Raw genomic sequence first — 22,105 nt, 5'->3', positions numbered from 1 at the left:
TATTAATTTATAGAAAGTTGGCTGAGTACATCTTCAACCTTTAGAGATTTTTTTAATCCTGTTTTTCGATCTTTAATTTCAACTTCATTTTGGGCAATGCTGTTAGGACCAACAATGATTTGCGTTGGCAAACCAATCAAATCCATTGTTGCAAATTTTGATCCAGGACGTTCATTTCTATCATCTAATAATGGATCAAAACCAGCCTCCTTTAATCCCTGATAGAGAAACTCACATGCCTTTGTGCATTTTTCATCATCGGATTTCATATTGATAATCCCAAAATCAAACGGTGCCATCGACTTTGGCCAAATAATACCATTTTCATCATGAGAAGCCTCTATAGCGGCCGCAACAAGACGCGAAGGTCCAATACCATAAGATCCCATAGAGACTACATGTTCTTTTCCATCTTGTCCCATAACTTTTGCTCCCATTGGAGCAGAATATTTCGTGCCAAAGTGGAAAATATGCCCGACTTCAATACCACGCGCTGAAAGACGATTATGATCAGAAACTTTAGCCCACTCCTCTTCATTATGCATTTCTTCCGTCGCTGCATAAAAAGATGTCCATTGTTTAACAATATCATCCAAAACAGCTTTATTACTAAAATCGATCGAACTATCAGGAACAGTAAGTTCAAGAAATTGTTTATCACAGAAGATAGCACTCTCTCCCGTTTCAGCCAAAATGATAAATTCATGACTGAGTTCTCCCCCTATTGGACCTGTATCTGCACGCATAGGAATTGCTTTTAAGCCAAGACGAGAAAAAGTGCGCAAATAAGCAACAAACATACGATTATAAGATGTTTTAGAGCCTTCATAATCAAGATCAAAAGAATAAGCATCTTTCATTAAAAATTCTCGTGCCCGCATCACACCAAAACGTGGGCGAATTTCATCACGAAATTTCCACTGAATATGATACAAATTAAGTGGAAGATCTTTATAAGAACGAACATATGAGCGAAAAATATCTGTTACCATCTCTTCATTGGTTGGACCATAAAGTAAATCACGCTTTTGACGATCTTTAATGCGAAGCATTTCTAAACCATAATCATCATAACGACCGCTTTCACGCCAAAGATCAGCAGATTGAATTGTAGGCATCAATATTTCTATTGCACCCGCACGTTCTTGCTCCTCACGAATAATTCTACAAACTTTATCGAGCACTTTTTTTCCAAAAGGAAGCCAAGAATAAATCCCTGATGTTTGTTGTCGAATCATTCCAGCGCGTAACATGAAGCGATGAGAAACAATTTCTGCTTCTTTAGGATTCTCTTTTAAAAGTGGAAGTAAATATTGAGAAAGACGCATTGAAATAATTAACTCCTAATCACACCTATCATATCGGAACAATTTATCACACCCTCTATTCATCTATAGCCGCATTCTGAATACTTGCAAATATAACGATCTTATTATTTAAAAATTTATTGGGCTTTATTCTCTATTTTTCTTATTTAGCAATAAAATAAAAATGCTCTTCTCTTTTTAAATAACGTAATATGAAAGTTCCTTATTTTGACCGATGTAAAAAAACTGTACAGATAGGTTTTTTTTGCCAAATTTCATGAACAGCCGCTCTCACAGCACGTCGTATTGCCTCTCGAATAAGTTCATTATTTTTTTGTTTCATGCGTGGGATATTATAAACTGTATTTTCTACAATATCTAAAAGAATATCTTTTAAACTTTCTCCTTTTCCATTACTTTCAGGTAACCCGAATGTTGTTAGACCTATATCCTCTAATAACTCATGCTTACTATTTATATGGAGAGAAATAGTAACATGACCAGCATAACTTAGTTTGCGACGTTCACGAATCCCTAGTTCATTTTCATCTCCAATTAGGCAACCATCCTTATAGATGCGGCCAACAGGAATTTGATCAACAACTTCTACAGGCTCTGGTGCAAAACGTAACATATCTCCATTTCTGATATCTGTAACAATTTTAATACCCGCTTGACGCGCTAAAGTTGCCTGAGCCTTAAGATGCATTGCTTCCCCATGTACAGGAACAAGTATCTGTGGCTTGATCCAATCATACATCTGTAAAAGTTCTGAACGACGAGGATGACCTGAAACATGAACAAGTGCATCTTCATTCGTAATAATTTCAATACCCAAATCAATGAAACGATTTTGTACCTCAATAATAGCTTTCTCGTTTCCTGGAATACTTCGTGATGAATAGATAACGGTATCACCAGCAGAAAGTGCAATATTTCTCATTCCATCACGTGACAGTTTAGCCAAAGCAGCACATGGCTCACCTTGGCTCCCTGTGACAATTAAAACAAGATCTTTTCGCGAAATGTAACCATAATCATCTTCCGTTACAAATGGTGCTAAACCATTCATATAACCAAGCTCTTGTGCAACCATAATACTTCGCTTAAGGGAACGCCCAATGACAAGCACCTTACGTCCAGCTGCTTCAGCTGCAAGAGCAATAGAACGTATCCGACCAATATTAGAAGAAAAAGTTGCTATTGCAACGCGCCCTTCAGCTTTGGAAATAATCTCAGAAAGACTGGCCTGAACCTGCTGCTCTGATGGAGATATACCATCCCGACACGCATTTGTAGAATCACAAAGTAATGCTAAAACACCTTTTTTTCCTAACGCACGAAATCTTTTTTCATCCGTCACAGCTCCAAGTGAAGGAGTATGATCAATTTTCCAATCACCAGTATGAATCACAGTCCCCAAAGAGGTTGTAATTGCTAAAGATACAGATTCTGGTATTGAATGGTTTACAGCTATAGCCTCTACAGCAAAGGAACCTACCTGAAAGCAATCACCAGCTTGAAAAATATTGAGTAAAATTTTTTGAGATTCAAAATCTAATTGTTTTTTAGTTTCCAATAATCCTGCCGTAAAAGGCGTACAGTAAATTGGAACTTGTAACTTTGGCCATAAATCAAGAACGGCCCCATAATGATCTTCGTGTGCATGTGTTAAAACAAGACCCCGTATATTATGTTTTTCACTTTCTAGAAAACGAATATCAGGAAAAACAAGATCGACTCCTGGTAATTCAGAACCAGCAAAACTAATCCCCATATCAACCAGCAGCCATTCACGAAGATGTTGAGGACCAAATCCGTAAGCAGCTAAATTCATCCCTATTTCACCTACACCTCCCAGAGGTAAAAAAACAAATTCATTCTTATTGGCTGCAACCATAAACATCTCCCAAAATCATTAAGGTATCTGATGGTAAAACAATTTTTTAATAACGACCTGCATTAATAGAAGCAGCCGAACCAAAATGAACATCTCCAGCTGTTATAATGGCTGTCTGACCATTTTTTTGCTTTATGATGCAGTTAAAATTACTATCAAGACCATCAAAAACACCCTCAATGACTTTTTCATCATTCACCACTTTGACATGTTCCCCAAGGTGAGCAGAATATAAAAGCCATTTTTTTCGGATTATTTCACATCCTTTTGGTTGTTTCCAAAGGAGGTAATTTTTAGAAAAACACTCCGTCAAAACCGTAAATAATTGTTCTGCTTCAATATGCAAACCGATATCCTTTAAGCTTGAAGTGGGATAGGGTGCATCTTCATAATTATATTTCACATTTATTCCAATACCAATAACCAATGCATATTGTTGTGATGACAACTTTAAAATCTCAAGCAAAACTCCAGAGCTTTTTGCTCCTCTGAGCAAAATATCGTTTGGCCATTTTAAACTCACAATATTGTTTGTCTTCTTTTCATCTTTTATCAATTGTTTTATTGCCTCTGCCACACTTATTCCAGCAACAAAACCAAGTTGAGCTGCAGTTTGATGAACAATATCATCAATTAATAAAAGACTAGAATAAAGGTTCCCTTTGGGACTAGACCAAGTCCTCCCTCTTCTTGCTCTTCCCTGTGATTGCTCTTGTGCAACAATCCAAAGATTACCTTGATGACCAATTTGCGCTTTTCGTTGCGCAATGAGATTTGTTGAATCAACACTATCGTACGCCTCAATAGTGTATCCTTGTTCTTGAGCAAAATCTGATAAAATATAAACCATATTCATTAAAACAATGCAGCTGCTGCTTTTTCTGCTAATTCAGCAAACCAAACTCCAAAAAGTGTATAAAATAAAATAAACAATGCAGAAAGACCGAGACAAAATTGAAGCTCATTCGATAAAGCAACAAAACGGGCTTTTGCGTCATCAAACCACATAATTTTAATGACTCGTAAATAGTAAAAAGCTCCAACGACAGATGCTATCATCCCAACGACTGCAAGTGGCGTCAGACCAGCATGGACAGCAGCAGAAAATGTATACCACTTCCCAAAAAAACCAGCCATAGGTGGTACACTGGCTAACGAGAAAAGCTGTATTGTCATAACAATAGCCATAAACGGATTTGTCTTTGCTAACCCTGAAAGATCATAAATATTTTCAACATTGCCATTCTGAGAGCGCATTCCAAGAATAAAAGCAAACGAGCCAATCGTCATTCCAAGATAAATCGTCATATAAAGAATAACACTTTTTATTCCTAGCATATCTCCAGCAGATAAACCAACAAGTGCATAGCCCATATGACTGATCGACGAATAAGCCATTAAGCGCTTAATGTTATTTTGACCAATTGCAGCAAATGCACCAAGTATCATTGATGCAATCGCCATGAAGATCAAAATTTGTTGCCATGCAGGCATCACATTATCAACACGCCCTAGGGGAATAAAGGTCATCACAATAATACGGATGATTAAAGCCATTGCAGCAACTTTAGGGGCACCAGCAAAAAATGCCGTAATCGGGGTTGGCGCTCCTTCATAAACATCAGGTGTCCACATATGAAATGGAACAGCAGAAATTTTGAAAGCCAAACCAGCTAAAATAAAAACAATTCCAAAAATAACCCCCAATTGTAAATTTTTACCTTTTAAAGCAAGAGCAATTTCGTGAAAACCAATTTGACCGGTAAAACCATAAAGTAAAGAAATACCATAAAGCAGCAATCCTGAAGATAATGCTCCTAAAACAAAGTATTTTATACCGGCTTCAGAAGATTTTACATTATTACGATTAATCGCTGCTAAAACATATAAAGCTAAAGATTGCAGTTCTAACCCCATATAAAGCGACAGCATATTACCCGCTGAAATCATAAACATCATTCCAAGGGTTGCTAAAAGAACAAGCACTGGAAATTCAAATATATTAAACTTTTGTGCATTGGCAAAACCAACAGACATTATAAGAGAAAAGAGTGCACCAATAAGTATTAAAATTTTCATATAACGACTAAAGGAATCGATAACGAGCGCATTGGTTTGAAATGAACCATTTTTCGGAAAAACTATAAGAATAATAATGGTTGCCACAAGAAGTGCCATGGCTAGACCTGTCACTGTTAAAGAAGCACGTGTATTGGAATAAACACCAATCATAAGCAACACGACAGCTCCTAATGCGATTAAAAGCTCCGGAAGAATTAAGACTAATTGCGCTATTATTTCAGTTTGCATGTGCGTTCTTCCCTTATCTAGTGCAATTTATTGATGAGGGTTTCTACGGAAAACGCCGTTGCTTTAAGAATAGGCGTTGGATAGATACCAAAGAATATTGTAAGAATAACCATTGGATAAAGGATGAATTTTTCTCTTAAAGAAAGATCTATTAATACTTTTAAATTCTCTTTATCCAAGGAACCAAAAACCACACGCCGATAAAGATAAAGGGCATAGGCTGCCGATAAGATAACACCTGTTGTTGCTAAAACAACAACCAATTTATTTACTTGAAAAACACCTATTAAGGTTAAAAATTCACCCAAAAATCCTGAGCTTCCAGGCAAACCAACATTTGCCATAGTGAAAATTAAGAAAACAACAGCATATTTAGGCATATTATTCACTAAACCACCAAACGCTGAAATTTCACGTGTATGCAAGCGATCATAGATAACCCCAACACAAAGAAACAACGCTGCTGAAACAATTCCATGGGATAGCATCTGATAAATAGCCCCTTGTACCCCTTGTTCATTCGCAGAAAAAATGCCCATTGTCACATACCCCATATGCGCTATTGAAGAATAAGCAATAAGCTTTTTGATGTCATTTTGAACAAGTGCAACCAGTGATGTATAAATAATCGCAATAAGTGATAACGTGAAAACCAAAGGAGCAAAATCTGCTGAAGCGATAGGAAACATAGGCAAAGAAAAACGAAGAAAACCATACCCACCTAATTTGAGTAAGACACCAGCTAAAATAACGGAACCCGCTGTCGGTGCTTCCACGTGAGCATCAGGGAGCCATGTATGAACTGGCCACATTGGCATTTTAACTGCGAAAGAAGCAAAAAATGCAAGCCATAACCATATCTGCATATGAGCAGGAAACTGGTAATTGAGTAAAGTTGGTATATCAAGTGTCCCAGCCTCCCAATACATAGCCATAAGAGCAACCAGCATAAGCACTGAACCAAGTAAAGTATATAAGAAAAACTTTATACTTGCATAAACACGACGTGCTCCACCCCATACACCTATAATGATAAACATTGGAATAAGGCTGCCTTCAAAAAAAACATAGAATAGCATTGCATCAAGAGCACAAAAAACGCCAATAATCGCAACTTCTAGAAGAAGAAATGCAATCATATAAGCCTTTAATCTCTCTTTAACATTTTCCCAACTTGCTAAAATACAAAAAGGCAAAAGAAAAGCCGAGAGAACAACAAAAAGAATAGAAATACCATCAACCCCCATATGATAGCTAATGCCCCCCCCTAACCAACTGGACTTTTCAACCATTTGAAAATTTTGGTTGCTAGAATCAAATCCTATCCAAATAATTAAAGAAATAATAAAAACAAATAGAGTCGTAAAAAATGCGACATTACGTATATTATGGCGTGCTACTTCACTATCATCTTTGATAAACAAAATCAGAAGCACACCAACAAGTGGCAAAAATGTAACCGTAGAAAGAATAGGCCAATCGGTCATTAGTTTACGCCCCCGATCATCATCCATGTAATGAGTAATGCAACGCCGATAAGCATTGCAAATGCATAGTGGTAAAGATAGCCTGTTTGCACTCGAACAATTCTATTTGTAATATCAACAACACGCGCTGCGATACCATTAGGACCTAGACCATCAATAATCTTACCGTCTCCCACTTTCCAAAGAAAAGAACCAATTTTAAAGGTAGGACGAACAAACAAAAAGTTATATAATTGATCGAAATACCATTTTTGGTAAAGAAAGTTATATGCTCCAGGCATAATACGAACTATTTTCTTAGGAAGAGATGGAATAGAAACATAAAATAAATAAGCTAAAGTAAACCCAAGAACCATCGCTATAAATGGCGACCATTTTACCCAATTAAAGACATGGTGGGCATCATGAAGAATGTGATTGTGGCTGCTTGTAAATAATGCTCCCTTCCAAAAAGCATTATATAAGTTACCAAAAAAGTAAGGTTGGAAAACGACACCAGAAAATATTGCTCCAATAGATAAAAGAAAGAGTGGAATCAACATAACTGGAGGTGATTCATGAACATGATGCATAACATCAACTGTTGCCCGTGGTTTACCATGGAATGTCATAAAGATAAGGCGCCATGAATAGAAACTTGTTAATAAAGCTGCAAAAACAAGAAGATAAAAAGCATATCCTGAAGCAATATTATGGGATGCAAAAGCAGACTCTATAATCGCATCTTTTGAGAAAAAACCTGCAGTCCCGAAAAGTGTTCCTGGAATTCCAACACCTGTCAATGCAATGGTCCCGACCATCATCATCCAATAGGTAACCTTTATATGTTTGCGTAACCCCCCCATTTTTCGCATATCTTGTTCATCAGATACAGCATGAATGACAGAACCTGCACCAAGAAACAATAAGGCTTTAAAAAAAGCATGCGTAAAAAGATGAAAGACAGCAGCGCCATAAGCTCCAACACCTAATGCCACAAACATATAACCAAGTTGAGAGCACGTAGAATAAGCAATAACACGTTTAATATCATTCTGCACCAATCCCACAGTTGCTGCAAAAAACGCTGTTGTTGCTCCAACAATAATAATCACGGTCAAAGCAGTTGAAGAAAGTTCAAAAATTGGCGACATACGCGCAATCATAAAAACACCAGCCGTTACCATTGTAGCAGCATGAATAAGCGCTGATACAGGGGTTGGTCCTTCCATTGCATCAGGCAGCCAAGTATGTAAAAGAAATTGTGCTGATTTTCCCATCGCACCAATAAATAATAAAAGGCATGTAATGGTAATTGCCGTCTGCCCATCAAATTGCCAACCTAAAAATGTTATATTTTGTATAAAGCTATTGTTTGCAGCTTTTGCAAAAATAGAAGAAAAATCAACCGATTGGAATAAAACAAAAATACTAAAGATTCCTAAGAGAAAACCAAAGTCTCCAACACGGTTAACTACAAAAGCTTTCATTGCGGCCTTATTAGCAGAATCGCGCTGAAACCAAAAACCAATGAGTAAATAAGAAGCAAGTCCGACACCTTCCCATCCAAAAAACATCTGAATCAAATTATTGGATGTGACCAACATAAGCATCATAAATGTAAACAAAGAAAGATAAGAAAAAAAACGAGACCTTGAAGGATCATGGTGCATATAACCAATTGAATAAATATGTACCAACGCCGAAACACTGTTCACAACAATAAGCATGACAGCTGTTAACGCATCAATATGTAAAGCCCAATTAAAGCTTAAGTCACCAATAGTAATCCAATGTAATACCAATACATCAATCGCTGGAATATGACCAAGTGCAATACTGAAAAATACTATCCACGATAATATCGCAACAACAACCATAAAGCTACATGTTATCAATTCACTCGCACGATCTCCTATCGTTTTTCCACCAAGTGCAGCAATTAAAAAACCCAAAAGCGGAAGAAAGACAATCGTATAATACATCACTGGTTAGCCTTTCATTACATTAACATCTTCAACCGAAATGGAACCACGATTACGGAAAAAAACGACCAGAATTGCTAAACCAATGGCAGCTTCAGCAGCTGCTACGGTTAAGACAAATAAAGCGAATATCTGACCAACAAGATCATGAAGAAATGCTGAAAATGCAACAAAATTGAGATTAACTGAAAGCAATATAAGCTCAATGGACATCAAGATAATAATCACGTTTTTTCTGTTGAGAAAAATTCCAGCAATACCAATTGTAAACATCAAAGCAGAAACAATGAGATAATGTGTAATATCAATATACATCTACATAGCCCCCCCTTACATACCTTTGCCTGATTCAACTTGTTTGATTTCAATGGCACTTTCTACCGTTCTAGAAACTTGCTCTGCTATAGATTGTCGCTTTACACCCGATTTATGACGAAGTGTTAAAACAATAGCTCCAATCATTGCAACCAATAAAATCATTCCAGCAATTTGAAAATAGAAAACATAATCCGTATAGAGAATATCACCTAATGCTTGTGTATTTGTTCGCTGGGCTAAATCTGGCATTGGTTGGGTAACATGCGTTCTCAAGACTGGAGAAAAATAGCTACTCACAAATACAACAATCAATTCTACAGCGATAATAACACCAATAAGAGCTCCAATAGGAGCATACCTAAAAGTTCCACTCTTTAACTCAGCAAAATCAACGTCAAGCATCATAACGACAAATAAAAATAAAACAGCGACAGCTCCAACATATACAACAAGCAGAATAAGCCCTAAAAACTCTGCTCCTGCAAGTAAAAATAAAGCTGCTGCATTAAAAAATGCGAGGATTAAAAACAAAACAGAATGCACTGGATTGCGTGCTGTAATAACAATAACTGCACTTGTTAGCATAATAAAAGCAAACAAATAGAAAAATGCCGCCGCTAGATCTGTTAGCATAGGCTTCTCCTTAATTATTCAAACAATTGGTATAAACTTCATACCAGATTACAATTTATCGGAAAATATCCGACACCTCATTTAACGATACACTTAACGATAAGGCGCATCCATCAATATATTTCGAGAAATTTCTCGCTCCCAACGATCTCCATTCATTAAAAGCTTTTCTTTATCATAATAGAGTTCTTCACGCGTTTCTGTTGCAAATTCAAAATTTGGACCTTCAACAATAGCCTCTACCGGACAAGCCTCTTGACAAAAACCGCAGTAGATACACTTAACCATATCGATATCATAACGAACAGTTCTACGCGTACCATCATTACGTCGCGGTCCAGCCTCAATTGTAATCGCTTGCGCAGGACAAATTGCTTCACATAATTTACAAGCAATACACCGTTCTTCACCATTTGGATAGCGACGCAATGCATGCTCACCACGAAAACGCTGAGATACAAAACCTTTTTCATAAGGATAATTAATCGTGGGTTTTGGTGAAAAAAATTGACGCATGGCTAAGAAAAAAGCACTCACAAATTCCAATAGAAGAAGTGACTTTGCCGCCTGAATAAAACCTGACATCGTAAAATCTCCTCTTAAACGAAATCTGTAAACTTTAAAAAAGCAGCAGTTATCACAACCATTGCTAGTGAGAGAGGAAGAAAAACCTTCCAACCAAGCCGCATGAGCTGATCATAGCGATAACGTGGAACAAATGCTTTAACCATAGCAAACCCAAAAAATATAAAACAGACTTTTAAAACAAACCAAATGATACCAGGAACCCAATTAAGCCACCAAACATCTAAGGGTGGCAGCCAACCACCTAAAAATAGAATGGTTGTTAATGCGCACATTAAAACAATCGCAACATATTCACCAAGAAAGAAGAGCATGTAAGGCGTTGAAGAATATTCAACCATATGACCAGCTACAAGTTCAGATTCTGCTTCCACCAAATCGAATGGAGGACGGTTTGTCTCGGCGAGCGCAGAAATAAAAAATATAATAAACATTGGAAAAAGGACCAACCAATTCCAATCGAGAAAGCTGTTAAAAGGAAGACCAAGAGTTGTACCAATTCCAGAACTTTGTTTATGAACAATTGTTGTGAGATCCAACGAACCACTTACTAAAATGACAGTCACAAGCACAAAACCAATGGAAACTTCATAAGAAACCATTTGTGCCGCCGAACGAAGGGCTCCTAAGAAAGGGTACTTTGAATTTGATGCCCATCCCCCCATAATAACACCATAAACCTCAAGAGATGAAATGGCTAAGATATAAAGCAAGCCAACATTAATCTTCGCAATCTCCCAGCCCTCATTGACAGGAATAACAGCCCAAGTTGATAAAGCAAGTGTCGCTGAAACAAAAGGAGCCAAAAGAAAAACACCCTTATTTGCACCTGCAGGGATAATAGGCTCCTTAACAACAAATTTAATTAAATCTGCAAAAGACTGTAACAAACCCCATGGACCAACAACGTTTGGTCCACGACGCAATTGTACCGCTGCCCAAATCTTTCTATCTGCGTAAAGAAGATAAGCAACTAAGATCAAAAGAACGACCAAAAGAAGAAGTGTTTTTCCAACTATAATGAGTAATGGCAACAGCCAAGTCATAAAGAAATCATACATCATTATTCCTTTTCCTTTGCCTTACTTTACAGTTTGCGTAGCACGGTTTTTTGCAAGAGATGAACATTCAGCCATAACAACAGAAGCACGTGCTATCGGATTTGTTAAATAAAAGTCTTTAACCATAGAAGTAAAAGTTTGATTCTCTAGAGAAACCATTTTTGAACCAAGCGCCTTAAGACCACTTATATCAGAAGGTATTATATCATCAACAGCACAAAGGTGTGGATAATCATTAAACAAGCATTGTCTTAATTGAGAAAGAGAATCAAAAGGGAGCTTTTGTCCTAAAATATCCGATAAAGCACGCAAAATAGCCCAATCTTCTTTTGCTTCACCTGGAGCAAAACCAGCCCGATTTGTCATTTGAACACGTCCTTCTGTATTCACATAAAGCCCTGATTTTTCAGTGTAAGCAGATGCTGGCAAAATAACATCAGCAGCGTGTGCGCCGTTATCACCATGGCTACCAATATAAATCGTAAAAGCTTTTGTATTGGCTAATTCTACTTCATCAGCACCAAGCAAAAATAAAACTTCACAGGTTTTAATAATATTTGCAACCCCAAGCTTAGAAGTAAAGCCTATGTCCAACCCTCCAACAATCGATGCTGCATTATGAAGAACCCCAAACCCATTCCATTCTTCACTAAGAGCACCAATATTATCAGCTAATTTAGCAAGACTTTTTAAAACAGATAAACCTTCATTTCCTAAAACAGCTCCCTCTCCGATAAGAATAAGAGGCCTCTTCGCTTCTTTTAAGACATTAAAAAAACCATCCTCTCCACGAATAAGTGTCGTTAATGTATCACTCCCAGATCCAAGGTAAGAATAAGGATAACGTAAATCGACTTTCTCTCCAATTAATGCAATAGGAAAATTTCCCATCCGTTGGCGCTTTAAAATACGCGCATTTAAAACAGCCGCTTCATGACGGGGATTAGATCCCACAATAAGCAGTGCATCAGCCTGTTCAATACCTGCAATTGTAGGATTAAAAATATAACTTGAACGCCCAAACTCAGGCGATAAAGCCCCCCCTCTTTGGCGACAATCAAAAAGCGTTGAGCCTAAAGAGCTCAATAACGCTTTAAGGGCATACATTTCCTCAACAGACGCAAGATCTCCAGCAATGGCTCCAATTTTTTCTGGAAAAATTTTAGAGATCACCATTTTAATTTTTGCAAAAGCTTCTGTCCAACTGACAGGCTGAAGCTTTCCATCTTTGCGTACATATGGCCTATCAAGCCGCTGAGTGCGCAATCCATCCCAAATAAAACGCGTTTTATCAGAGATCCATTCCTCATTTACATCTTCATTTGTACGCGGCATAATCCGCATAACTTCACGGCCACGGCTATCAATACGGATCGCACTACCAAGCGCATCCATCACATCAATCGATTCCGTTTTTACCAATTCCCACGGACGAGCATGAAACGCATAAGGTTTTGAAGTTAAAGCTCCCACCGGACAAAGATCAATAACGTTTCCCTGTAATTCAGATGTCATAGCTTTTTCAAGATACGTCGTAATTTCAGCATCTTCACCACGACCGATCAAACCAAGCTCAGAAACACCTGCGACTTCCGTTGTAAAACGAACACACCGTGTACAATGAATACACCGTGTCATAACAGTTTTAACAAGAGGTCCAATATATTTATCTTCTACAGCACGCTTATTCTCTGTATAACGAGAACAATCTCGTCCATAAAGCATTGCTTGATCTTGAAGATCGCATTCTCCCCCCTGATCACACACTGGACAATCCAAAGGATGATTAATGAGAAGAAATTCCATAACACCTTCACGTGCTTTTTTTACCATCGCCGTATTGGTAAAAATCTCAGGTGCTTCACCGTTAGGCCCTAATCGTAAATCACGAACCCCCATAGCACAAGAAGCCTGAGGTTTTGGAGGACCACCCTTAACCTCAACCAAACACATACGACAATTTCCAGCAATTGACAAAGATTCATGAAAACAAAAACGTGGAATTTCTGCCCCAGCCGCCTCAGCAGCCTGAAGCAACGTGTAATAATCAGGAACTTCAATCTCTTTGCCATCAACTTTGATATTTATCATCACCCATCCAACCTGCGGATAACCCACTTAAAATTTGCATTCGGCTGCTCTTTAAAAAATCTTCTATCCTACTGCTTCTAAAGCAATGTTTTTGCTTTGGACTACATTTCGCGTGTATTCATCAATTCTACGCTCAATTTCCGGACGAAAATTACGTATCAACCCCTGTACAGGCCATGCGGCAGCATCACCAAGCGCACAAATAGTGTGTCCTTCAACCTGTTTAGAGACTTCAAACAAAAGATCAATCTCGCGTTTTTGCGCTCTTCCCTCAACCATACGCCCTAAAAGACGCATCATCCACCCCGTCCCCTCACGACACGGAGTACACTGACCACAACTCTCATGCTTGAAAAAAGCAGCTATACGCCAAATTGCCTTGATAATATCGGTTGATTTATCCATAACAATCATTCCCCCCGTGCCAAAAGAAGACCCAACATCTCGCATCCCATCAAAATCCATGATCGCATCGATCATATCCTCACCACGGACGACTGGACAAGAAGCCCCACCTGGAATAACTGCTAAAAGATTATTCCATCCACCACGAACACCACCCGTATGTTTTTCAATTAATTCACGGAATGAAACACCAAGAGCGTCTTCAAATGTACAAGGTGCATTAACATGCCCTGAAACCATAAATAATTTCGTTCCAACATTATTTGCTCGTCCGATTGACGAAAACCACGAAGCACCCCGCCGCAAAATCGTTGGAACAACAGCAATGGACTCTACATTATTTACTGTTGTTGGACAGCCATAAATCCCCATATTGGCAGGAAATGGTGGTTTAAGCCGAGGTTGTCCCTTTTTTCCCTCAAGACTTTCAAGAAGAGCTGTTTCTTCACCACAAATATAAGCACCAGCTCCATGATGAATAATAATATCACAAGCATGCCCATATTTCGTTTTTTTGCCAAGTAAACCTGCATCATAGCATTCATCAACGGCAGCTTGTAGCGCTTCACGTTCACGAATATATTCACCACGAATATAAATAAAAGCAACATTGGCTCCCATAGCAAAAGTAGCGATTGCACATCCTTCAATCAAAGTATGGGGATCATGACGTAAAATATCACGGTCTTTACAAGTTCCAGGTTCAGATTCATCGGCATTAACAACCAAATAATGAGGACGCCCATCATTCTGCTTTGGCATAAAGGACCACTTCATTCCGGTAGGAAAACCAGCACCACCACGACCGCGTAAACCCGATGCCTTCACCTCATCAATGATCCAATCACGACCTTTGTCAATCATCTCTTTCAGACCATTCCAATGCCCACGCAACATCGCAGCCTTTAATGATTTGTCTTTTAAACCATAAATATTGGTGAAGATACGATCTTTATCAGCTAGCATACCCCACCTTTTTTTCTATTACCCATAGCATTTTCCGCTTTTCCTCAAATGCAATTTTTAAATATCTTTTCAAGACTTCTTACTTTTCATTAAATATTGCCATCATGGGTAGAATAATAAAATATTTCCTCAAGAAAAATACTTAATTATGTCCCCACTCTTTCCTTATCCTTTTTTGGTGAAGACTTGAGAGATCTTTTTTTCTTTCTCATCATCAATAAGAGAAGTTAAACCACTAATCGGTTCCGACGACTTACGGCTACTTTGCGGACCAACTGCTATCTCAGAACCTTTCCCAGCTTCAAATGCATCAATAATTTCTTCAAGACGCTCAGCTGTAAGATCTTCATAAGTATCTTTAAAAATCATAACCATCGGTGCATTCACACAAGCACCAAGACATTCTACCTCTTCCCATGATAAGGTTCCATCCTGATTGGTAACAAAAGGTTCGTGATGAATTTTTTTCTGACAAACTTTAATCAATTCATCAGATCCACGTAACATACAAGGGGTCGTACCACAAACTTGAATATGCGCTTTTGTTCCAACAGGCTTAAGCTGAAACTGAGTGTAAAAAGTTGCAACTTCCAGAACACGAATATAAGCCATGGAAAGAATCTGAGCAATATGCTCAATCGCAGCACGTGTCACCCAACCATCTTGCTCTTGAGCACGCATTAATAATGGAATTACAGCAGACTGCTCACGCCCTACAGGATATTTCTCTATAGTATTTTTTACCCATATCTGATTTTCTTTTGTAAAAGAAAACTCAGCGGGCTGATAAACATCATCTGCAAGACGGCGTACGGACATTAGCGATCAACCTCCCCAAAAACAATATCAATCGAACCCAAAATAGCTGTAGCATCCGCCAGCATATGGCCTCTGGTTAAAAAATCCATGGCTTGGAGATGCGCAAACCCAGGAGCACGCAACTTTACACGATAAGGCTTATTGGTTCCATCAGAAACAAGATAAACACCAAACTCCCCCTTCGGAGCTTCCACAGCAACATATACTTCTCCAGGAGGCGTATGAAAACCTTCCGTATAAAGCTTAAAATGATGAATCAGTGCTTCCATCGAACTTTTCATTTCACTCCGTTTCGGTGGTACAATTTTGCGATCCAAGCTCGAAACCGGTCCATTTTTTTCAGTACTCAGCAAACGCTCCACACATTGGCGCATAATTTTTGCTGATTGACGCATTTCTTCCATACGAATTAGATAACGATCATAACAATCGCTATTCTTACCTACAGGAATATCAAATTCCATTTCATCATAACATTCGTAAGGTTGGCTTTTACGTAAATCCCATGGAACACCAGCCCCACGAATCATAACCCCAGAAAAACCACGTGCCCAAGCTTCATCAATAGTTACCACGCCAATATCCACATTACGCTGCTTAAAAATCCGATTTGGCGTTACAAGCGCATCAAGTTTACCAAGAGCAACAAGAAAAGGATCAATAAAATTACCTATATCTTCAACTAAAGATTCTGGTAAATCTTGATGCACACCACCAGGGCGAAAATAATTTGCATGAAGACGTGCGCCACAGGCACGCTCATAAAAAATCATCAATCTTTCACGTTGCTCAAACCCCCAAAGAGGTGGTGTTAAAGCACCAACATCCATTGCCTGTGTCGTTACATTAAGCAAATGATTAAGAATACGCCCAATTTCAGAAAACAAAACACGTATTAATTGCCCTCTTTTAGGAACTTTAATATCCAATAACTTTTCAATAGCAAGGACAAAAGCATGTTCCTGATTCATAGGAGCAACATAATCCAAACGATCTAGATAAGGACCCGCTTGAAGATAAGTTTTTGTTTCCATTAATTTTTCGGTACCGCGATGCAATAACCCAATATGTGGATCTACACGCTCAACAACTTCACCGTCCAACTCCAAAACCATGCGCAAAACCCCATGCGCGGCAGGATGCTGCGGACCAAAATTGATATTAAAGTTTCGAACATTGACCTCAGCCACAATCAACCCCTTGCTTTTTAAAAAACTTCATATCAAATATCAAAAAAATCTATCATACTAAAAAATATTTAATTATTTAAGAAATACAGTACTCTAATATAATGCCTTATCAAAACAAATATTATTATTTTTCATCCGCTTTTCCATCACATGGCAAAGTATACCGTCCTCCTTCCCAAGGAGAAAGAAAATCAAAATTACGCATCTCTTGGCGCAAAACAACAGGCTCATAAATCACCCTCTTCGCTTCATTATCATAACGACACTCAACAAATCCTGTCACAGGGAAGTCTTTGCGTAAAGGATATCCTTCAAACCCATAATCTGTTAAAATCCGTCTCAAATCCGGATGTCCTGAAAATAAAATCCCATACATATCATACGTTTCACGTTCATACCACTCTGCGCCAGGATAAACCGTACAAGCTGAAGCAACAGGAGTATTTTCATCCGTACGAACTTTTACACGTAAGCGTAAATTCTCACGAGGAGATAACAATTGGTAAGAAACATCAAAGCGCTTATTGCGAGAAGGATAATCCACTCCACTAATATCTGTGAGATTAATAAATTGACAGCGCGAATCATCACGAACAAACATTAAGACATCGATAATTGCATCAAGACGTGCCACAACGGTCAATTCACCAAAAGCAATAACAGTCTCTTCAAGCTTATTTTTTAACTTGTTTTCCAAATAAGCAGCAAGTTTAATCAAAGTTTCATCCATCATGACAAGAAAACTCTCTATCGCTCTATGGATCCGGTACGACGGATTTTTTTCTGTAGCAACAATATACCGTATAATAATGCCTCTGCTGTAGGTGGACACCCTGGAACATATATATCGACAGGCACGATACGATCACATCCACGCACTACTGAATAGGAATAATGATAATACCCCCCACCGTTTGCACATGACCCCATAGAAATCACATAACGTGGCTCTGGCATCTGATCGTACACTTTTCTTAAAGCAGGAGCCATCTTATTTGTTAGAGTACCTGCCACCACCATCACATCTGACTGACGGGGTGAAGCTCGTGGTGCATATCCAAAACGCTCATTATCATAATGAGGCATTGAGCATTGCATCATTTCGATAGCACAACAAGCCAAACCAAAACTCATCCACATTAAAGAACCGGTACGTGCCCAAGTAATCAAAGCATCTGCTGAGGTAACTAAAAACCCCTTATCTGATAATTCAGCATTAATATCACGAAAAAACTTATCGTCAGACCCTATCAGCTCACCAGTGTTGGGATCGATGATTCCTTTTGGTTTTGGAGCAGCAATCGTTGAATTATTAGATCTTAATTCCATTCAAGGGCTCCTTTTTTCCATTCATATATAAATCCAATAGTCAAAATCGCTAAAAACACAATCATCGACCAAAAGCCAAACATACCTATTGATTCGAATGAAACAGCCCAAGGAAAAAGAAAAGCAACTTCAAGATCAAAAATAATAAATAAAATTGATACCAAATAGAAACGAATATCAAACTTCATGCGTGCATCACTAAATGAATTAAACCCACATTCGTAAGCCGATAACTTTTCAGGATCGGGGGAACGGTATGCTACAATGTAAGGTGTAATCAACAAAACTCCAGCAATAACAGCTGACACAATAATGAAAATCAAGACCGGTAAATAAGAGCTCAATAAATAAGCCATAACCCTCTTCCATCGTAATGAAATGCCTGAGTTTAACACAATGATTCAATATTGCGAGACCAAACAGACAAATTTAATAATCACTCTATTAACTCTATTCATACTGCTTTAAAGGCATATAGAGCGATACTTTTCTTATCGGCATAGGTAACGCAGAGCAAAGAAAGACGCAAGTCCTATTCTTATAAACCATATAAAAAGAAAGAAAAAACATATCTATCCCCCTATCAAATACTCCACCACATCACTCAATAGCATATGGATATTTTAAAAAGGAAATTTCATAAGGAATCACGAAATGGCGCGAGTGACGGGGCTCGAACCCGCGACCTCCGGCGTGACAGGCCAGCACTCTAACCAACTGAGCTACACCCGCGCATTTTTTTTTGAACCAATTTAATTTGGTACAAGCGGTCGTGTAAGCGGTTCATGCGTTTATGTCAAGAAGGATTATGCATTTTTAAAAAAAAATTATCAAATACCATCTTTATTCTTGCGTTTAGAAAAATTTTTCCTTAAAGAGTTCCCATTCAATTGCTAATCATTGCATTGGGCGATTAGCTCAGCTGGTAGAGCGCCTCGTTTACACCGAGGATGTCGGGAGTTCGAGTCTCTCATCGCCCACCACTTTATTTTATAAATAAATTTTTTATTTTACACATACTATGAATGAATAGGCTTTTAAAACCTTGTCTGTTAAAGTTTATGCTTTCTGCCTCTGAATAATTTAGCGTTTTTAAGTTCTATTCTTGAAAAACTATGCAATACCTTAACAAGCTGTCTATTGATTTAAGCGTATTGTTCAATAATCTTTTCTTCCATTCCAACTAACTTTTCGCTTTTCCTACAGAAAAAGCATTATAAACATACCTAATTTCCAGTCATATCTAGAAGAGGTTTTAAACTGTCGATGCAAATCTCACATAAAATTTTATTCAAATAGTGCAAACCAGCCATTCCCTCCGAGACACCCTTTAGACGCACTAGATATCTGAATATTTTTATTTAAAAAATTAAAATCTTTTAAAGAGCTTTCTTATAGAATTATACTTATTTAAACTCAATAAAAACTTTCCTTGAATATATTTATGTCATTCTTACAAATTTATCTCTCATAAACTGTCAGAACAATAACATTTTTTTGCATATATGAACAATCTGAATAGAATAACTGTCTGAAAAAGTAAAATAATTTTAAAATACACCCCTGCAAAGAATTTAATATAATTTATCAAACATTTTCAACTGAACATTTCTTATTATTACGAATAACGATCGTTAGAACTTAAAAAAATATTGCTTTGTAAAAATTTTTTAAACAGAAAAAACTATCATGTTTTAAAATGAAACTCTTAGATAACACACTCAAAGAATTGACTTATGAAGAATTATTTTAATTGAAACTTAAATGGTTTTATAAAGAACGCTTTAAAATGCGTATTAAAATGATTGACCTTTTGCAAGAAATTTGTCAAAAAGCATATCCAGTTTGGAGGGGTGGCCGAGCGGTTTAAGGCACCGGTCTTGAAAACCGGCGTGCAGGAGACTGTACCGTGGGTTCGAATCCCACCCCCTCCGCCACAGCACTTTTATGGTGCTATAGCTGTAGCTTGTCAGCGGGTTTTGTATATTTTGCCACTAGGTTTTGTACCTGTAGCTTGTCAGCGGGTTTTGTATATTTTGCCACTAGGTTTTGTACCAATTTATTTTTTCTCAAAGAGTTTTAAAGATGTTCTCAAAGGGTCTTCAAATGCTTTTCAAAGGGTATTTAAAGCTCCCTTTAACGTATTTTTCTGCTCCTATTTTTCCAAATCACTAAAGCGTGTAAAATCGGATTGAAAGGCAAGGGGAACGATTCCTGTCGGACCATGGCGTTGTTTTGCTATAATAACCTCAGCTTTACCCTTGGCTTGCTCCATTGCCTCTTGCCATTTGCTATACTCAGCAGTGCCTTCTTTGGGTTCTTCATTTTTGAGATAATATTCTTCACGATAAACGAACAGAACAATGTCGGCATCTTGCTCGATTGAACCAGATTCACGTAAGTCGGAAAGTTGTGGACGTTTATCTGTTCGGTTTTCAACTTGACGCGAAAGTTGTGACAGAGCAATAATGGGAATATTGAGTTCTTTTGCAAGTGCTTTTAATCCGGTGGTAATGGCTGTAATTTCTTGAACGCGATTTTCTAATGAACGCTTTGAACCACTTGTCATGAGTTGGATATAATCAATAATCAAGACATCTAGACCATGTTGTCGTTTAAGACGCCTTGCACGGGCGGACAATTGTGCAAGGGATACACCACCTGTTTGATCAATATAAAGAGGGATTGTTTGTAAGGAACGCATTGCGTAAATGATGTTGGTAAATTGCTCTTCTGAGATATTACCACGACGCATATCAGAAGAAGAAACCTTTATTTGTTCTGAGATAATACGGGTTGCAAGCTGTTCAGATGACATCTCAAGTGAGAAGAATCCTACTATACCCCCTTCATTGGCTTGGCTGTTATCATCACGCTTACAAGCATTGGCAATATTAAAAGCAATATTGGTCGCCAGAGAGGTTTTCCCCATCCCAGGGCGTCCAGCTATGATAATCAAATCAGATGGCTGTAGCCCCCCCATTTTCTCATCAAGTGTTTTGATATGGGTAGCGATCCCTGAAAGCTGTGAGGAACGCTTTTTTGCAGCGCTTGCCATGTTAAGTGCTTTTGCAATGGCTGTATCAAAGTTTTCAAAACCACCCCCATATTTGCCTTTTTCGGCGAGCTCAAATAACTGATTTTCAATCGTTTCAATTTGTTGGGAAGGTGTAAGTTCGACAGGCGCATCAAAAGCTGTATTGGCAACTTCATTGCCAAGATTAATCAAAGACCGGCGGATAAACAGATCATAAATGACGCGTCCATAATCTTCAGCGTTAATAATAGTAACTGCCTCGGTGGCTAAGCGAACAACATACTGGTATACAGTAATATCTCCAACTTTTTCTTCCATTTGGATATAGGGCTTGATTGTAATGGGGTTTGCAAGATGACCCTTTTGAATAATTTGTAAGACAATCTCAAAGATCTTTTGATGTAGCCTTTCAAAAAAATGTTCTGCTTTGAGAAAGTCTGAAACGCGATCGAGTGCATCATTATTAATCAGGATTGCTCCAAGTAATGCCTGTTCAGCTTCAATATTATGGGGAAGTTGACGAAAAGAAGAAGCAAAATTATCTCTTGGATTTTCTGTTTTTAGCATGTTTAATGTTCTCATTGCTTTCTTTTCCCTTGTCTGGCGCTTCGAGTGTAATTTCTGTGGTGTATCCGCTTTGTTTTTCATAGCAGTGGGTGACGGTTGCAGCTTTCCATGGACCATTGATTTGCCCACGAAACCC

General features: G+C 38.1%; 17 protein-coding genes, 3 tRNA genes and 2 pseudogenes. 2 read left to right on the top strand and 20 right to left on the bottom strand.

Annotation, left to right across the window (positions count from 1 at the left end; genetic code table 11):
* Positions 1-2: 2 nt before the first annotated feature.
* From proS to ACFINF_RS04005, 18 genes and pseudogenes are all read right to left on the bottom strand, one after another.
* Entirely contained in the window at positions 3-1,328 is a 1,326-nt protein-coding gene (proS, locus tag ACFINF_RS04090; RefSeq protein ID WP_375619782.1) for a proline--tRNA ligase, read from the bottom strand.
* A 202-nt stretch (positions 1,329-1,530) separates the two neighbouring features.
* Positions 1,531-3,207, bottom strand: coding sequence for a ribonuclease J (locus ACFINF_RS04085; RefSeq protein WP_375619781.1), 1,677 nt, complete (start codon positions 3,205-3,207; stop codon positions 1,531-1,533).
* A gap of 46 nt (positions 3,208-3,253) precedes the next feature.
* Complete coding sequence (locus ACFINF_RS04080) at positions 3,254-4,063, bottom strand: biotin--[acetyl-CoA-carboxylase] ligase (protein ID WP_375619780.1); 810 nt, start codon at positions 4,061-4,063, stop codon at positions 3,254-3,256.
* Entirely contained in the window at positions 4,063-5,517 is a 1,455-nt protein-coding gene (gene nuoN / locus ACFINF_RS04075; RefSeq protein ID WP_375619779.1) for an NADH-quinone oxidoreductase subunit NuoN, read from the bottom strand. Before nuoN ends, ACFINF_RS04080 begins: the two co-directional genes overlap by 1 nt.
* 17 nt (positions 5,518-5,534) lie before the next feature.
* On the bottom strand, positions 5,535-7,004 hold the full coding sequence (locus tag ACFINF_RS04070) for an NADH-quinone oxidoreductase subunit M (protein ID WP_375619778.1): 1,470 nt from the start codon (positions 7,002-7,004) through the stop codon (positions 5,535-5,537).
* Positions 7,004-8,968, bottom strand: coding sequence for an NADH-quinone oxidoreductase subunit L (gene nuoL / locus ACFINF_RS04065; protein WP_375619777.1), 1,965 nt, complete (start codon positions 8,966-8,968; stop codon positions 7,004-7,006). Before nuoL ends, ACFINF_RS04070 begins: the two co-directional genes overlap by 1 nt.
* Before the next feature lie 6 nt (positions 8,969-8,974).
* On the bottom strand, positions 8,975-9,283 hold the full coding sequence (gene nuoK, locus ACFINF_RS04060; RefSeq protein ID WP_375619776.1) for an NADH-quinone oxidoreductase subunit NuoK: 309 nt from the start codon (positions 9,281-9,283) through the stop codon (positions 8,975-8,977).
* Positions 9,284-9,298: 15 nt separating this feature from the next.
* Positions 9,299-9,919: an NADH-quinone oxidoreductase subunit J gene (locus tag ACFINF_RS04055; RefSeq protein WP_375619775.1), complete on the bottom strand. Its 621-nt coding sequence runs from the start codon at positions 9,917-9,919 to the stop codon at positions 9,299-9,301.
* 93 nt (positions 9,920-10,012) lie between these two features.
* On the bottom strand, positions 10,013-10,504 hold the full coding sequence (nuoI, locus tag ACFINF_RS04050; protein ID WP_019223540.1) for an NADH-quinone oxidoreductase subunit NuoI: 492 nt from the start codon (positions 10,502-10,504) through the stop codon (positions 10,013-10,015).
* A gap of 14 nt (positions 10,505-10,518) precedes the next feature.
* The gene (gene nuoH, locus ACFINF_RS04045; protein WP_375619847.1) at positions 10,519-11,565 is read right to left on the bottom strand and encodes an NADH-quinone oxidoreductase subunit NuoH; all 1,047 of its coding nucleotides are present in this window, start codon (positions 11,563-11,565) and stop codon (positions 10,519-10,521) included.
* Between the two features lie 21 nt (positions 11,566-11,586).
* Positions 11,587-13,656 carry an NADH-quinone oxidoreductase subunit NuoG gene (nuoG, locus tag ACFINF_RS04040; RefSeq protein WP_375619774.1) on the bottom strand — a complete coding sequence of 690 codons (2,070 nt, stop codon included), beginning with the start codon at positions 13,654-13,656 and terminating at the stop codon, positions 11,587-11,589.
* A gap of 63 nt (positions 13,657-13,719) precedes the next feature.
* Positions 13,720-15,027, bottom strand: coding sequence for an NADH-quinone oxidoreductase subunit NuoF (gene nuoF / locus ACFINF_RS04035; protein ID WP_015856355.1), 1,308 nt, complete (start codon positions 15,025-15,027; stop codon positions 13,720-13,722).
* Positions 15,028-15,173: 146 nt separating this feature from the next.
* Positions 15,174-15,846: pseudogene (gene nuoE / locus ACFINF_RS04030) on the bottom strand (NADH-quinone oxidoreductase subunit NuoE).
* Positions 15,846-17,036 (bottom strand): NADH-quinone oxidoreductase subunit D, encoded by a 1,191-nt coding sequence (locus tag ACFINF_RS04025; protein WP_273787995.1) that lies wholly within the window; start codon positions 17,034-17,036, stop codon positions 15,846-15,848. Before ACFINF_RS04025 ends, nuoE begins: the two are co-directional and overlap by 1 nt.
* 124 nt (positions 17,037-17,160) lie before the next feature.
* Positions 17,161-17,769, bottom strand: a complete 609-nt coding sequence (locus ACFINF_RS04020) for an NADH-quinone oxidoreductase subunit C (RefSeq protein WP_375619773.1) — start codon at positions 17,767-17,769, stop codon at positions 17,161-17,163.
* A 14-nt stretch (positions 17,770-17,783) separates the two neighbouring features.
* Positions 17,784-18,365 (bottom strand): NuoB/complex I 20 kDa subunit family protein, encoded by a 582-nt coding sequence (locus ACFINF_RS04015; protein WP_375619772.1) that lies wholly within the window; start codon positions 18,363-18,365, stop codon positions 17,784-17,786.
* Positions 18,356-18,721: an NADH-quinone oxidoreductase subunit A gene (locus ACFINF_RS04010; protein WP_005773599.1), complete on the bottom strand. Its 366-nt coding sequence runs from the start codon at positions 18,719-18,721 to the stop codon at positions 18,356-18,358. The genes ACFINF_RS04015 and ACFINF_RS04010 overlap by 10 nt, the downstream gene beginning before the upstream one ends.
* A 299-nt stretch (positions 18,722-19,020) precedes the next feature.
* Positions 19,021-19,097: transfer RNA gene (locus tag ACFINF_RS04005), tRNA-Asp, on the bottom strand.
* 175 nt (positions 19,098-19,272) lie between these two features.
* Between ACFINF_RS04005 and ACFINF_RS04000 the strand changes: the two genes are divergently transcribed.
* A tRNA-Val gene (locus tag ACFINF_RS04000) sits at positions 19,273-19,348 on the top strand.
* A gap of 864 nt (positions 19,349-20,212) precedes the next feature.
* Positions 20,213-20,302 (top strand) — tRNA-Ser (locus ACFINF_RS03995).
* 218 nt (positions 20,303-20,520) lie between these two features.
* On the opposite strand, the gene ACFINF_RS03990 is transcribed toward ACFINF_RS03995, so the two are convergent.
* A complete protein-coding gene (locus tag ACFINF_RS03990) occupies positions 20,521-21,984 on the bottom strand; it encodes a replicative DNA helicase (protein ID WP_375619771.1) in 1,464 nt (487 codons plus the stop codon).
* A pseudogene (locus ACFINF_RS03985) lies at positions 21,941-22,105 on the bottom strand (late control protein); the annotation flags it as partial. The gene ACFINF_RS03990 and the pseudogene ACFINF_RS03985, both read right to left, overlap by 44 nt.

This window comes from Bartonella sp. TS25HLJMH (genome assembly GCF_042193505.1).
Lineage (GTDB): Bacteria > Pseudomonadota > Alphaproteobacteria > Rhizobiales > Rhizobiaceae > Bartonella > Bartonella grahamii.
This window is presented reverse-complemented; position numbering and strand designations above follow the sequence as displayed.

What these genes read in the sequence shown, in the direction of transcription:
- proS (WP_375619782.1), bottom strand. Translation starts at nt 1,328, where the DNA reads ATGCGTCTTTCTCAATATTTACTTCCACTTTTAAAAGAGAATCCTAAA.
- ACFINF_RS04085 (WP_375619781.1), bottom strand. Translation starts at nt 3,207, where the DNA reads ATGGTTGCAGCCAATAAGAATGAATTTGTTTTTTTACCTCTGGGAGGT.
- ACFINF_RS04080 (WP_375619780.1), bottom strand. Translation starts at nt 4,063, where the DNA reads ATGAATATGGTTTATATTTTATCAGATTTTGCTCAAGAACAAGGATAC.
- nuoN (WP_375619779.1), bottom strand. Translation starts at nt 5,517, where the DNA reads ATGCAAACTGAAATAATAGCGCAATTAGTCTTAATTCTTCCGGAGCTT.
- ACFINF_RS04070 (WP_375619778.1), bottom strand. Translation starts at nt 7,004, where the DNA reads ATGACCGATTGGCCTATTCTTTCTACGGTTACATTTTTGCCACTTGTT.
- nuoL (WP_375619777.1), bottom strand. Translation starts at nt 8,968, where the DNA reads ATGTATTATACGATTGTCTTTCTTCCGCTTTTGGGTTTTTTAATTGCT.
- nuoK (WP_375619776.1), bottom strand. Translation starts at nt 9,283, where the DNA reads ATGTATATTGATATTACACATTATCTCATTGTTTCTGCTTTGATGTTT.
- ACFINF_RS04055 (WP_375619775.1), bottom strand. Translation starts at nt 9,919, where the DNA reads ATGCTAACAGATCTAGCGGCGGCATTTTTCTATTTGTTTGCTTTTATT.
- nuoI (WP_019223540.1), bottom strand. Translation starts at nt 10,504, where the DNA reads ATGTCAGGTTTTATTCAGGCGGCAAAGTCACTTCTTCTATTGGAATTT.
- nuoH (WP_375619847.1), bottom strand. Translation starts at nt 11,565, where the DNA reads ATGTATGATTTCTTTATGACTTGGCTGTTGCCATTACTCATTATAGTT.
- nuoG (WP_375619774.1), bottom strand. Translation starts at nt 13,656, where the DNA reads ATGATAAATATCAAAGTTGATGGCAAAGAGATTGAAGTTCCTGATTAT.
- nuoF (WP_015856355.1), bottom strand. Translation starts at nt 15,027, where the DNA reads ATGCTAGCTGATAAAGATCGTATCTTCACCAATATTTATGGTTTAAAA.
- ACFINF_RS04020 (WP_375619773.1), bottom strand. Translation starts at nt 17,769, where the DNA reads ATGATGGATGAAACTTTGATTAAACTTGCTGCTTATTTGGAAAACAAG.
- ACFINF_RS04015 (WP_375619772.1), bottom strand. Translation starts at nt 18,365, where the DNA reads ATGGAATTAAGATCTAATAATTCAACGATTGCTGCTCCAAAACCAAAA.
- ACFINF_RS04010 (WP_005773599.1), bottom strand. Translation starts at nt 18,721, where the DNA reads ATGGCTTATTTATTGAGCTCTTATTTACCGGTCTTGATTTTCATTATT.
- ACFINF_RS03990 (WP_375619771.1), bottom strand. Translation starts at nt 21,984, where the DNA reads ATGAGAACATTAAACATGCTAAAAACAGAAAATCCAAGAGATAATTTT.